This window comes from Eubacterium sp. BL-380-WT-2B (assembly GCF_009696115.1).
In the GTDB taxonomy this organism is placed as follows: Bacteria; Bacillota; Clostridia; order Eubacteriales; family Eubacteriaceae; genus Eubacterium; species Eubacterium callanderi.
Genome location: NZ_VUMP01000008.1, coordinates 207,932 through 222,263 on the forward strand (window position 1 = coordinate 207,932; position 14,332 = coordinate 222,263).

The 14,332-nt window shown below is 49.4% G+C and carries 11 protein-coding genes; all 11 read left to right on the plus strand.

Annotation, left to right across the window (positions count from 1 at the left end; all coding sequences use genetic code 11):
* The first annotated feature begins 5 nt into the window (after positions 1 to 5).
* A complete protein-coding gene (locus FYJ53_RS16995; RefSeq protein ID WP_013380965.1) occupies positions 6 to 647 on the plus strand; it encodes a YigZ family protein in 642 nt (213 codons plus the stop codon).
* A 127-nt stretch (positions 648 to 774) separates the two neighbouring features.
* Positions 775 to 1,500: a YebC/PmpR family DNA-binding transcriptional regulator gene (locus FYJ53_RS17000; protein WP_148430154.1), complete on the plus strand. Its 726-nt coding sequence runs from the start codon at positions 775 to 777 to the stop codon at positions 1,498 to 1,500.
* Between the two features lie 30 nt (positions 1,501 to 1,530).
* Positions 1,531 to 1,902, plus strand: a complete 372-nt coding sequence (locus FYJ53_RS17005; RefSeq protein ID WP_013380963.1) for a hypothetical protein — start codon at positions 1,531 to 1,533, stop codon at positions 1,900 to 1,902.
* Between the two features lie 194 nt (positions 1,903 to 2,096).
* Entirely contained in the window at positions 2,097 to 3,593 is a 1,497-nt protein-coding gene (locus FYJ53_RS17010) for an NAD(P)H-hydrate dehydratase (RefSeq protein WP_148430156.1), read from the plus strand.
* 8 nt (positions 3,594 to 3,601) lie between these two features.
* Positions 3,602 to 4,921 (plus strand): tRNA (N6-isopentenyl adenosine(37)-C2)-methylthiotransferase MiaB, encoded by a 1,320-nt coding sequence (gene miaB / locus FYJ53_RS17015; protein WP_148430158.1) that lies wholly within the window; start codon positions 3,602 to 3,604, stop codon positions 4,919 to 4,921.
* Positions 4,922 to 5,112: 191 nt separating this feature from the next.
* Positions 5,113 to 7,731, plus strand: a complete 2,619-nt coding sequence (mutS, locus tag FYJ53_RS17020) for a DNA mismatch repair protein MutS (RefSeq protein ID WP_187367997.1) — start codon at positions 5,113 to 5,115, stop codon at positions 7,729 to 7,731.
* A 24-nt stretch (positions 7,732 to 7,755) separates the two neighbouring features.
* Positions 7,756 to 9,705, plus strand: coding sequence for a DNA mismatch repair endonuclease MutL (gene mutL / locus FYJ53_RS17025; RefSeq protein ID WP_013380959.1), 1,950 nt, complete (start codon positions 7,756 to 7,758; stop codon positions 9,703 to 9,705).
* Positions 9,706 to 10,641, plus strand: a complete 936-nt coding sequence (miaA, locus tag FYJ53_RS17030; protein ID WP_013380958.1) for a tRNA (adenosine(37)-N6)-dimethylallyltransferase MiaA — start codon at positions 9,706 to 9,708, stop codon at positions 10,639 to 10,641. It begins immediately after the preceding gene.
* Positions 10,642 to 10,737: 96 nt separating this feature from the next.
* Entirely contained in the window at positions 10,738 to 11,256 is a 519-nt protein-coding gene (msrA, locus tag FYJ53_RS17035) for a peptide-methionine (S)-S-oxide reductase MsrA (RefSeq protein ID WP_050814109.1), read from the plus strand.
* Positions 11,257 to 11,449: 193 nt separating this feature from the next.
* A complete protein-coding gene (trkA, locus tag FYJ53_RS17040) occupies positions 11,450 to 12,814 on the plus strand; it encodes a Trk system potassium transporter TrkA (protein WP_013380955.1) in 1,365 nt (454 codons plus the stop codon).
* 9 nt (positions 12,815 to 12,823) lie between these two features.
* Complete coding sequence (locus FYJ53_RS17045; RefSeq protein WP_148430164.1) at positions 12,824 to 14,269, plus strand: TrkH family potassium uptake protein; 1,446 nt, start codon at positions 12,824 to 12,826, stop codon at positions 14,267 to 14,269.
* Positions 14,270 to 14,332: the final 63 nt, after the last annotated feature.

Sequence of the window (14,332 nt, forward strand, 5' to 3'; positions counted from 1 at the left end):
ATAGAATGGAACAGCAGGATTATCTGACAGTGCTCACCCCCTTTGAGACAGAGCTTGAGATTAAAAAATCCCGTTTTATCGGGCGGGTTTACCCCATTCAGGATGAAACCGAGGCGGATACGATTCTCGCCGCGGTAAAAAAAGAGCATTACAAGGCCACCCATGTTTGCTCTGCCTGGGTTCTGAACACGGTTCCGGCCCGCCAGAAGGCAAGCGACGACGGCGAGCCCTCGGGAACGGCTGGGAAGCCGATTCTGGAGGTCATTAACAAGCGCGCGGTTAAAAATGTACTGGTGCTGGTCATCCGCTATTTTGGCGGGATCAAGCTGGGCGCTGGCGGCCTTATCCGGGCCTACAGCGGGACAGCGGCCGAAGTTCTGAACCAGTGCGAGGTGGTCAAGAAGCAGTTTTCTGACATTATTAAAGTTGAGATCGACTATACGAGCTACGGCGGACTGATGAATGTACTGGCCGCCGCAGGCTATAAGCCAGCCGCCGAAAGCTTTGGCGAAAAGGTGGGTCTGGACTTTGAAATCGAGGTAAAGAAAACCGAGGGTTTCCTGGCGCTGATCCGGGAAACTACCAACGGGCGTTTTGATTACGCGGTTGTGGAACAGCGCTACGTGGACATACCTTTTTTAAATTAAGCGTTGATGAACCGAAACGTGTATGATACAATTAATAGTCGGAACAAGAATTTATATAAAGCATTGCAGTAAAGGCGTATAACGCGCTTTGTTGCAGTGATGATTGAACTTTAAACGGAGGAATAATATGTCAGGACATTCAAAATGGGCCAATATTAAAAACAGAAAAGGGAAACAGGATGCTGCCAAAGGTAAGGTTTTTACTAAAATGGCAAAATACATCGCTGTCGCTGCGCGTGAAGGCGGATCAGACCCTGAAATGAACGCGAAACTGCGCGACGCCGTGGCAAAGGCAAAGGCTGCCAACATGCCGAATGATAACATTGACCGCGCCATTAAAAAGGGTGCCGGTGAGCTTCAGGGCGCTGTGTATGAAGAAATTACCTATGAAGGCTACGGCCCATCAGGTGTTGCGGTTATAGTGCAGTGTCTGACTGACAATAAAAACAGAACCGCGGGCGATGTGCGCCACGCTTTTGATAAAAACGGCGGAAACCTTGGAACCAGCGGCTGTGTAAGCTTTATGTTTACCAAAAAAGGCCGTATCATGATTGAAAAGAGCGACGCCATCGACGAGGATGAACTGATGATGGTTGCCCTGGACGCAGGTGCGGAGGATATGGAAACTTCAGATGAAGGTTACGAAATCTCCACCACCCCAGAGGATTTCGCGGCGGTTATGGACGCCTTGAGAGATAACGGCATCGAGGTGTTATCCGGCGAGATTGCCATGATCCCATCTACCGAAACCTCATTAAGCGAAGAGGACGCTAAAAAAATGGAAAAAATGCTGGATATGTTTGACGATAACGATGATATCCAGGAAGTATGGCACAACTGGAACGAAGAATAAATACCCGCGGGCCGATTTGGAGGTACCCAGATGAGTAAAAAGAAAAAAAAGCCGGTAAAAGAGCCAAAGGTTAAGAAACAGGGAAAGGGTAAGGACTTTCTGGTCTTTATCATCATTGCTTTCGTCATGGTCTTTTTAACCTCATCCTTTATTGTGGAGGATGTTTATAATTATGCAGACCGTATTGTCATGACGCCGGAAGGTGTGAAGGAAGTATATGCGGCCAGTATAGGCCAGTCAACCTTTGTGGAAGAAGTGAAGGAAAAAAACAATTCGAGCACGACCACACAGAAAGCACAGCCGACAGCAGAGCCGACGGTAACGCCTGAGCCGACTACAGCAGCGACGCCGGAGGCCACCCCAGAGGAAAATCCGACGCCGACCCCGGCAGAGAACGAGTAAAAATAAAGGTTGTTTAAGAGAAGTAAGGACTTTCACCGGTTCTTACTTTTTTATGCTTTACAAGACGTTAAAGTCTGATATAATCTAATCATCTTAAGATATAAAGACGCCCGGCCTTTATGAAAAAAACGCGTTTGCGCGTACTTCGTTTACAGCTTACAGGCCGGAGGATCGATAAAGAAAAGAGGACTAAAATGAAGGTGGTAACGCCACAGGAAATGGCACAAATGGACCAGAAAACAATTGCTTCCGGTATCAGTGGAATTGATTTGATGGAAAAAGCCGGTACCGAGTGTACCCAGGTGATTGAAAGCACGCTGAAAGAGGATATGCTGATCTGTGTAATCTGCGGTCCAGGCAATAACGGCGGCGATGGTCAGGTCATTGCCAGACAGCTCAGCGAAAAGGGCTTTTCGGTTCAGGTGTTCTTCACCGAACCCGCGGATAAGATGTCTCCGGACAGCCAGACCAACTACAGCCGTCTTCAGGAGACCAGCGCAGTCGTCCAGTTTTTGTCGCATGAGGCTGGCCTTGAAGGCTTTGAGGCCTCTCTGGCCGGAGCAGATCTGGTGGTGGACGCTGTTTTTGGAACAGGGCTTAAGGACCGCCCGCTGGGAGAATGGTACGAAAAGCTGCTGAACGCCATTAACGCGTGTGGAAAACGCATTGTCGCCATTGACATTCCTTCTGGCCTGCGGGGGGATAACGGGCTGACACTGGAGGCCTCTGTGGAGGCAGATCAGACCATTATTATCCAGAACTATAAGGTGGGCTGTCTGCTGAACGACGGTCCGGACTGTGTGGGCGAGCCGGTGCTTGTGGACATCGGAATTGACGAAAACTGCATCGAAAACAACAAATATTTTGTGCAGAAGCAAAACCTGCGCTGTCCGGTAAAGCGTAAAAAGAATTCCCATAAATACGATTATGGCTCAGTGGTGATTATCGCAGGCTCAAAGGGGATGATTGGCGCAGGACTTTTGGCCACCGAAGGCGCCCTGAAGAGCGGCGCAGGCCTGGTTACCAGCTATGTCCCGTTGGAGGTTTATCTGCCAGTGGCGGCACGCTCCCCGGTTGAGGTCATGATCAAAACCTACGACTGCAATATTACCGGGGAGGATATCGAGCATGACCGCAAGCGCGTGGTGCTCATCGGGCCAGGGATTGGCCGCAAAAAGAATTACAGTATTATTTTAAACGACCTGCTGTACAATACCACAGTCCCGGTAGTCATCGACGCTGACGGGCTTTTCCACCTGTCCAGAAACCTGGACGTACTCAAAGAGTCTAAAACACCGGTGATCCTGACGCCCCATTTTGGAGAATTTTCGACGCTTACCGGCGTAGACCGGGAAGACATTCTGGAAGACCCCATCGGCTATGGCCGTCGGTTTGCAGAGGAATACCAGGTAGTGCTGGTGCTTAAGGGCTACAGAACCATGATATTCAGTCCGGAGGGCGAGGTCTTTTTTAATTCAACCAGCAACCCGGGAATGGCGACCGCCGGTTCCGGCGATGTGCTGGCCGGGATGATCGCAGGCTTTGCGGGACAGAGCGTGGACCTGCTTGAGGCGGCGAAGGCCGGCGTTTTTTACCACGGCGCCGCTGGCGATTACTACGCTAAACGTTATGGTGAAAGCACCCTGACAGCGAGAAATATCATTGATTCGTTTAAATATGTACTCAATTAGGAGGGTTAATGAATAAGACATATAAAATAATGACTTTTGGCTGCCAGATGAACGAAAATGATTCTGAAAAGATTTCGGGTTTGCTGAAAAATATGGGTTACACGCCCGAGGAGGATGTCAATAAGGCAGGAGTCGTTATCCTGAATACCTGCAGCGTGCGTGAAAACGCGGATGTGCGTGTGTTTGGAAATCTGGGCACCTTTAAATCCGTCAAAAAAGTAAATCCTGATCTTGTGCTGGCAGTATGCGGCTGTATGATGCAGCAGCCGGAGATCGTCAAAAAAATAAAAGAAAAATATCCCCAGGTTGACCTGGTTTTCGGAACGCACAATATTCACCAGTTTCCGCAGATGCTGGGAAATTATCTGCAAAGAGGCGAACGGATTTTTGAAATCTGGGACGACAGCCATGAGATTATTGAGGATCTGCCAGTGGACCGGAAATATCCTTTTAAAAGCTTTGTGACCATTATGAACGGGTGCAATAATTTCTGCACCTACTGTATCGTCCCTTATACCAGAGGCCGTGAGGTCAGCCGCCAGCCGGAAAAGATCATTGAAGAGGTGACCCGCCTGGCCGATGAGGGCTGTCTTGAGGTCACACTTTTAGGACAGAATGTAAACTCTTACGGTAACGATCTGAAAACAGGTTACCATTTTGCCGACCTTCTCAGGGATCTGAACCAAATCGAGAAAATTAAGCGCATCCGTTTTATGACCTCCCATCCGAAGGATCTGACTGACGAGGTCATTGAGGCCATCGCCCAGTGTGACAAAGTCTGCCCGGCGATCCACCTGGCCATCCAGTCTGGGAGCACCCGGGTATTAAAGGCCATGAACCGCCGTTATACCAAGGAGCAGATCATTGATCTGGTGGACAGGGTACGGAGCAGAATACCAGATGTGGCCATCACAACCGATATTATCGTGGGCTTTCCGGGAGAAACCGAGGAGGATTTTCAGGATACGCTGGAAGTGATGCGGGCCTGTAAATTTGACTCCGCCTTTTCTTTCATTTATTCCATAAGAACCGGCACCCCGGCCGCCACCATGGAGAACCAGATTCCGGATGAAATCAAACATGACCGGCTAAACCGTCTGTTGGACGTCCTGCGCGATATCAGCTTTGGCCTCAACAGTAAATATGAGGGCAGAGTGCTCCCGGTACTGGTGGAAGAACCCAGCAAAAACAACAGCGACCGCCTCAGCGGCCGCACCGAAACGGGTAAGCTGGTCAATTTTGAAGGGAGCTTTGAAAACATCGGGAAGATCGTAAATGTAAAAATTACCAAGGCCGGCAGCTTTAGCCTGACCGGAGTGGAAATTTAATGCAATGGAGAATTAAGAATTGAGAATGGAGAATTATAGGAACAAAATGCTCTCGCATTTTGAATAAAATAGCGGCCCGCCGGCCGCTGTCTAATCGCTTTTTCGATAGAAAAAGGGGTCTTAAATTTTCCATTTTCCATTCTCCATTTTCAATTAATCAAGAAAGGGGTGATCATTTGGGCCTGACACCAATGATGCAGCAGTATTTGGAAACCCACGAGAAGGTAAAGGACGCGATTTTATTTTTTCGGCTCGGGGATTTTTATGAAATGTTTTTTGACGATGCCTTAAAGGCCTCGAAGGAGCTTGAGATCGCCTTAACCGGCAGAGACTGTGGACTGGACGAGCGAGCGCCCATGTGCGGGGTGCCTTACCACGCGGCCGAAAGCTATATTACCAAACTGGTGGAAAAAGGCTATAAGGTAGCCATCTGCGAACAGATGGAGGACCCCTCGGTGGCAAAGGGGATCGTCAAGCGCGAGATTATCCGGGTGATCTCCCCGGGCACCATCGCTGAGGGGAAGCTGCTGGAATCAAAAAAGAATAATTATCTGATGTCTCTGTACCAGGAAAAAAACACCATCGGCCTGGCCTATCTGGATATTTCCACCGGAGATTTTTTTGTCACGGAAATTTCAGGGAAAAATACGCTGGCGCTGCTGATGGATGAAGTCGGAAAAATCGGCCCCTCGGAGATTTTAGTCAATCCCACGCTTTTTAAGGACACCGGAACCATTAAAACGCTGGAAGAAAAATTTGGGATTATGACCAATTTATATCCGGCCAGATATTTTGAGTTCAAGGCTTCAGAGTCAAGGCTCAAGGAGCAGTTTGACGTTTATTCTTTGACAGCTCTGGATCTGGAGCGGCGGGAGCACAGTGTTCGGGCTGCCGGAGCGCTCCTGCGCTATATTGACGAGACCCAAAAGCGGGTGCTCACACATATTAACCATGTGTCCTACTATAAGAATGATGAATATATGATTCTGGACCTGTCCACAAGACGCAACCTGGAGCTGACCGAAACCATACGCTCCGGGGAAAAGAAGGGAAGCCTGCTCTGGGTTTTGGATAAGACGGTCACCGCCATGGGCGGGCGAATGCTGAGAAGATGGCTGGAAGCGCCGCTGCTCGAAAAAAAAGCCATTGAAGCCCGGCAGGATATGGTGGAGGAGCTGTACCGCCATCCGGGAGCTCTGAAGGATTTAAAGGGCGTTTTGGGAAAAGTATACGACCTTGAGCGTATCTGCGGGAAAATATCCTTTGGAACCTGTAACCCCAAGGATATGCTGTCGCTTAAGCAGTCTGTTTCTGCCCTGCCGCTGCTGCAGGCGTTTTTTGCCGGCATCGACGCTCCGGTTTTCAGAAAGCGCTACGGAGAAGCAGATTTGTTAACCGATATTTACGAGCTCATCGATGCCAGCATTGATGATAACGCGCCCTTTGCCCTGAAGGATGGCAAGGTCATCAAGCGCGGCTACAATGAGGAGATTGACGGATACCGCGAGGCCAGCGAAAAAGGGAAGGACTGGATTCGTGACCTGGAGCTTAAAGAACGGGAGCGCACAGGCATCAAATCACTGAAGGTCAAGTACAACCGTGTGTTTGGCTATTTCATTGAGATTACCAAGACTAATCTGGACCAGACCCCCGAGGATTATATCCGTAAACAGACCCTGGCCAACGCAGAGCGCTTTTTCACTCCGGAGCTCAAGGAAATGGAAACCAGGATTCTCGGCTCAGAGGAGCGGCTGGCGCAGCTGGAATATGAGCTTTTCCAGGATGTCCGGGAAAAAATCATCGCGCAGATCGCCAGAATTCAAAAACGGGCCAGAGATGTGGCCGAAATCGATGCCCTGTATTCTCTGGCGCAGGTTGCCATAGCGGGAAACTATGTAAAACCTGAGATCACAAACGGACCGGAGCTGGAAATCGAAAATGGCCGTCACCCAGTGGTAGAGGAGATCATCGGTATCAATCATTTTGTGACCAACGGCTGCCACTTTGACGGCAAGGACCTCCGGATGATGCTGATCACCGGACCCAATATGGCCGGAAAATCCACCTATATCCGCCAGGTAGCAGTCATTGCTCTTATGGCCCAGATTGGTTCCTTTATCCCGGCAGACAGCGGGAGAATCGGTATTGTCGACCGTATTTTCACCCGTGTCGGAGCTTCCGATGATCTGGCGACCGGGCAGAGCACCTTTATGGTTGAGATGACCGAGGTATCCAATATTCTCAAAAACGCCACCCGGGACAGCCTGGTCATTCTGGATGAAATCGGCCGGGGGACCAGCACCTTTGACGGTATCAGCATTGCCTGGGCGGTGGTGGAATATCTCTGGGACGAGCAGATTATCGGAGCTAAAACGCTTTTTGCCACCCACTATCATGAGCTCACAGAACTCGAGCATCTGAAGTCTGGCATCAAAAATTTCAGCATTGGCGTCAGGGAAACCCCGGAGGGGGTGGTCTTTTTAAGAAAGATCAAGCCCGGCAGCGCCGACCAGAGCTATGGGATCGAGGTCGCCAAGCTCGCAGGGTTCCCGCCGGCGGTTACCAACCGCGCCAGGGAAATTTTGAATATTCTGGATCAGGGCGAGGACACCTACCGCGAGGGAATGATCGCGGCTGAAAAACCGTCCTTTGAGAGCGCTCAGATAAATTTCTTCGACAGGATTCCTGCTATGTCAGAAGAAGAAAAAGCAGTGCTCAACAGTATAAAAGACCTGTCCATAAATGAGATGACCCCGATGGAGGCCATGAATCAGCTTTACGGCCTGCAGAGCAAGCTGAAGGATAATTAAGGGCGCGCAGCCAAGAGGTGAAACATGAAAATAAAAATGCTCAATAATGAGACCATTAACAAGATCGCGGCCGGGGAAGTGATCGTCAGGCCCGTATCGGTTATTAAGGAGCTGGTGGAAAACGCCATCGACGCTGATTCCACCCGCGTTTCCGTAGCGGTGGAGAAGGGCGGAAAAACCAGTATCTGCGTGACGGACAACGGTGTTGGTATTGCCTATAATGAGGTGCCTCTGGCCTTTAAACGTCACGCGACCAGCAAAATATTAAAGATTGAGGACCTCGAAAGCATTGATACCCTTGGCTTCAGGGGCGAGGCGCTCTCCAGTATTTCGGCCATTTCGCGGGTTCGGATCACCACGAAAACCGCGGAGGAGGAAATCGGCAGCCAAAGCTTTTTTGAGGGCGGAGCTTTCATTAACCAGCGTGTCTGCACCTATGACCGCGGAACTGAGATTATGGTGACAGACCTCTTTTATAACACGCCTGCCCGCCAGAAGCATCTGCAAAAGGATAAAAACGAGGAAAAGCTGATCAGGGATATTTTGGAAAAGCTTTCGCTTTCACACCCAGAGATAAGCTTTACCTATATCAGCGACGGACGCGAGGTATTTAAAACGCTGGGTACTGGAAATCTGAAGGATGTGATCGAGAGCCTGTATGGACGGGATTTCTTTAAAGGGCTCCGGGAGCTGAATGTGGAAAATTCGCCCATGCGCCTGAGGGGCTATATCAGCGACCTTACCCTGACACGTTCTACCAGAGAAGAACAGATTTTCTTTATCAATAACCGTTTTGTGAAAAACAAGAGTCTTTCGCGGGCCTTTGAGGACGCTTATGAGGGTTATATGATGGTGCACAAGCACCCGGTCGGCATTGTGTTTATGGATCTGCCCGGCCGCATGCTGGATGTCAATATTCATCCGGCAAAAACAGAAATCCAGATTCTCAATGAAAGTCTGGTCTCCATTCTGTTTAAGCAGGGGATACGGGATTGTCTGAAAGCGCAGAATCTGGTGGTGGATGTGAGCGATGTGACCGCAGCGACGGAACTGCCTGAGGAGACCGCCCGGACAAAGCTTGTGGAGGAGCCAGTCAGCTTTCTGTCAGGAGAGAGCAAAAACTTTACCCCGGTCGATGAAACAAGTAAGGCACAGGAACATCGCCCGCCCGTGCCTCAGCTGCCAAAAACCAAAGCGGTCCGGCAGGGAGCTGTAAGGGAGGAAGCAGAGAGACAGACGCAGAAAGTGCCGGCGGTTGAAAAAATGGAGGCGCGTACCCCTGAGCCGGACGTCCCAGAGCCGCTCCCGGTGTTTACCGAGACCCAGTCCACAGCGGATGAGACGCCAAGGGTTGCCGAGCCTGCCCCAGAATACCCGCGTCGAAAAGGGCCGGATTTCAAAAACGCAAAAATTATCGGTCAGCTTTTCTCGACCTATATTCTGCTTGAAAAGGGCGATGAGATTATTATGCTTGATCAGCACGCAGCCCATGAGGCCTTTTTATACCAGGAGCTGAAGGAGCGCTTTGACCAGAAGTCCGATTTTCCGGCCCAGAGCCTCATGGTCCCCCAGCCTGTGGAGATCTCCGTGCGGGAGGCGGACCATTTTGATGAGCTGCAGCCTGAGCTCATGCGCTATGGATTTGACTGTGACCTTTTTGGCGAAAATACACTTATGGTCCGCAGTGTGCCTATTATTTTGGGAGAACCCCAGGATGTATCGCTTTTAAAAGCGTTCATTGAGGGCCGCGTCTATGAGGACGTTTCGGACCCAAGAAATCTTATTGAGCGCATTATTACCATGTCCTGCAAAGGGGCTGTAAAAGGGCATCAGGAGCTTTCGCGGGAAGAAATCGAGACGCTGCTTGACGGAATGAGCCGTCTGGACAATCCCTATACCTGCCCCCATGGCCGGCCGATTATCCTGAAGCTGCGTGAGTATGAGCTTAAAAAATTATTTAAACGGGTGGTATAAATGACAAAACCAAAGATTGCCGTGCTGGTGGGACCCACCGCCTGCGGAAAAACAGACACAGCGGTCGAGCTGGCTAAAAAGCTTGACGGCGAAATCATCTCTGCGGATTCGATGCAGATTTATCGTCAGATGACCATTGGCACCGCCAAACCTACTCAGGGAGAAATGCAGGGTATTCCACACCATCTCATCGACTGTGTGGACCCGGATGAAGAGTACAGTGTCGCGCGGTTTAAGGAGGAAGCCCTCAGGAGAATCGAAGATATTTTATTCCGAGGCAGACAGCCAATCGTGGCAGGAGGAACGGGATTATACATCAATGGGCTTACGATGCCCTGGGGTTTTCGCGAAAAAGATACAGATGAAAAGGTACGGGAGCGTCTGGCGCGGGAGGTGGAGGAGATGGGCAGGGAGGCGTTTTATGAACGCCTGAAAGCTGTCGACCCCGTCACAGCAGCGGCCCTGCACCCCAACAATGTCAAGCGTATGATCCGCGCCTATGAAATTTACGAGGTAACCGGAAAGCCTAAATCCTGTCTGGACATGGAAGCTGCCAAAGAGGAGCTGCCCTACGATTATGTATTGATGGGAATATCCATGGAACGCCCGTTGCTCTACGAGCGTATCAACCGGCGGATTGATCTCATGGTGAGGGATGGGCTGATAGACGAGGTGAAGTCCCTTTTAGACCAGGGCTATACCGAGGAGCTCCTTTCCATGAAAGCCATTGGCTATAAAGAGATTTTCCCTTATCTTAAGGGAGAAATGTCCCTTGAGGAGGCTTTGCATATCCTGAAACGGGATACCCGCCACTTTGCCAAACGCCAACTGACGTGGTTTAGAAAGGACCAGCGTATCCGCTGGTTTGAGGTGGAAAACTACGACACAAGGGTGGATATGGCAGAGGACATGAGCGTTTATTTCTCAGTACACTGAAACACGTTTCACTTATCTTTAAGGAATGTTTGGTATCCTTAACTCAGGGTATATGAGATGATACAATGATGAAAGGAGTGAACAGTGATGAAAAAATTGAGAACAATATATCTGGCCGGCGGATGCTTCTGGGGCCTGGAAAAATTCATGGAAAATATTACCGGCGTGGTGGAAACCCGTGTGGGCTATGCCAACGGCAACAAGGAAAAACCTACTTATAAAGAGGTCTGCACTGGCCGTACCGGCTTTGCGGAGACCGTAAAGGTCGTCTATGACCCTGGCGTTATCAGCCTGGAGGCTTTGCTGATTGCTTTTTACAATGTCATAGATCCCACCAGTGTTAACCGACAGGGTCCTGATGTGGGCTCACAATACCGCAGTGGCATCTATTATACCAATTCAGATGATTTACCTGTTATTGAGCATGTGACAACCATGACCTTCCGCAGGCTTGGAGGCCGTAAGCCACTCGCGACAGAAATCAAACCTCTGAGAAACTTTTATGACGCCGAGGAATACCACCAGAAATATTTGGATAAAAATCCCGGTGGCTACTGCCATATCCCAGAATGGAAAATGGGATATTCACAGGATCGGGAGCTTCGGGCTTCTTAAAAAATACAGAAAGACAGTGAGAACATGGTTTTCACTGTCTTTTTTAGTGGCAGGCTTTTTTCGGATCATCATTAAAAAAGTAGTAGCTGTCAATACCTTGTTTATTTTTTGTTTTGTGTTAAGATAGTATAAAGAAAATTGAAAATCATATAAAGATTGCATAAAAATAACGTAAAAATGACGGAGGAATGGAATGAAAATTGTCGTTGTGGGAAATGGTAAAGTCGGCACCACACTGACGGTTCAGCTAGCAAGAGAAGGACACGATATTATTATCGTCGACAACGATGAACGGGTTATTGAGAATGTTGTCAATGCCTATGATGTGATGGGAATCTGTGGCAACGGTGGTTCTTACGATGTATTGCAGCAGGCGGGGGTGGCAACGGCCGATCTTTTTATAGCCGTAACCTCCGGCGATGAGATGAATATTTTAAGCTGCATGCTGGCCAAAAAAATGGGCGCGAAGCACACCATCGCGAGAGTCCGTAATCCACAGTACACAAAGCTGCTGGTTTACATGAGGGACGAGCTGGGCCTCAGTATGTCCATTAATCCGGAATTTGAGGCGGCCAATGAAATTTTTCGTGTCTTAAGGCTGCCGCAGGCTCTGGAGGTTGACTCCTTTTCAAAGGGCAGAGTAGATTTGGTCGCAGTGAGGATTCAGCCAAACTCAAAGCTGAACGGAAAGGCCATTGCTGAGCTTTCGAACTTTTTTAAGGCCAATATCCTGATCTGCGCGGTTGAGCGCAAGGGTGAGGTGATCATACCGGACGGCGATTTTGTCATGCAGTGCGGTGATAAAATTTTTATTTCTGCAACCTCTAAAGAGCTGGATCGCTTTTTTAGAGAAACGGGCATTATCAGCCATAAAATCCGCAAGGTGATGATCATCGGCGGTGGAAAAATTGCCTATTATCTGGCCAGACAGCTCATAAGCCTGAAGGTCAATGTCAAGATTATCGAGCTGAACAAGCAGAGGAGCCGGGAGCTCAGTGAGCTCTTGCCAAAGGCGACCGTGGTCTATGGAGACGGGACAGACCAGGCGGTTTTAACCGAGGAGGGGATCCGCAATGTGGACGCCTGTGTGGCGCTGACCGATAACGACGAGGAAAACATTATTCTTTCCATGTACGCAGGCACCCAGAAGGTTGAAAAGATTATTACCAAGGTCAACCGGATTCCGCTGCTCAAGATTATGCAGGATGTGGGGATCGAGAGTGTTATCTCGCCTAAAATGCTGACGGCCAACCATATTGTCCGCTATGTAAGGGCCATGGAGACCACAGAGGATAACAGTATCCGTACCCTGTATAAAATTGTCGACGGGCAGGCCGAAGCCATCGAATTTCCGGTAACACGGGATTCGGGCTTTGTGGGCCACCCTCTTCGCGAGCTCAATATCCGTAAAAATAACCTGATTGCCTGTATTATCCGAAAGGGGCGCATTATTTTTCCGAACGGTGATGCTGTCATGGAAACGGGGGATAATGTGGTGGTGGTCACCACGACCCAGAGCCTGAAGCATCTTAAGGACATACTGGACAGCAGGGAATAGGACGGCAATATGAATTATCGAATGGTTTTTTACGTCATTGGGAATATGATGAAGAGCGAGGCGGCGCTGATGCTGCTGGCAATCATTGTGGCGCTTGTCTACGGAGAGGCCGACACCATTGTCTGGTTTGTTATTCCCATGTTCATACTGGTATCCCTTGGCTTTATACTCAGCAATAAAATGCCGGAATACCGGAATTTTTATGCCCGAGAGGGGTTTGTGGTGGTGGCGCTTTCATGGCTTGTCATGTCCTTTTTTGGCGGGCTGCCATTCTTTTTAAGCGGCCAGATCCCCTCGCTGGTCGACAGCTTTTTTGAAGCAGTTTCGGGTTTTACCACAACCGGTTCCACCATTTTGACGAACATAGAGGCTCTGCCCAACAGCATGCTGTTCTGGCGCAGCTTTACCCACTGGATCGGCGGCATGGGGATACTGGTTTTTGTCCTGACCATCATGCCGAAAACAGAAGGGAATTCCATCTATCTCATGCGGGCGGAAATGCCCGGCACCTCTGTGGAAAAGCTGGTTTCCAAGGTGCGTCCGACAGTGCGGATTCTGTATGGGATTTATCTGGGAATGACAATCCTGCTGATCCTTTTGCTGGTTGTCGGGGGTATGCCACTGTTCGACAGCATTATCAACGCTATGGGGACAGCCGGTACAGGCGGATATTCTTTAAAGAATGACAGCATTGCCTATTACAACAGCGCTTATATTGATGTGGTCCTGACAATTTTTATGCTCATGTTCGCTGTGAATTTTAATCTTTACCATCTGGTGTTCATTAAAAAGGGAAAAGACTTTTTCAAAAGCGAGGAGCTTCGCTGGTTTATTGGCATTGTGGCAGTGGCCATTGCGCTGATTACCATTGACCTTCTGCCGCAGTATGGAAACCGTGTTTTGGAGACGCTGAGGTATTCATCCTTTCAGGTTGCCTCTATTATCACAACGACGGGCTTCGCCACGACCAATTTTGACTTGTGGCCGAGCTTTTCAAAATATATTCTGCTTTTCCTGATGTTTGTCGGCGCCTGCGCCGGTTCCACCGGCGGTGGGATCAAGGTTTCGCGCTGGCTGATTATTGTTAAGACAGCGGCCAATGAGCTTAAAAAAATGATCCGTCCCCGCCAGGTCACAACAGTCAAATTTGAGGACAAGCCTCTGGGAGCGCAGGTGGTTGCCAGTGTTTACACCTATCTGGCTGTTTATATTCTGATCTTTGCGGCTTCGTTGCTGGTGCTTTCCCTTGACCAGTATGATTTTCTGACAAACTTTTCAGCGGTAGCGACCTGTATTAATAATGTCGGCCCGGGCTTTAACGCCATTGGGCCCATTGAGAATTTTTCGGATTTTTCAGTGGTATCCAAGCTGGTGCTCTGTTTTAACATGCTGGCTGGACGCCTTGAAATCTTTCCGATTTTAATGCTGTTTGCGCCACACACATGGAAAAACTAAAAATAAATAAAAAGCATGGACTTGGGGGAGTCCATGCTTTTTTAATCTTTAAGGGAAAGTAGT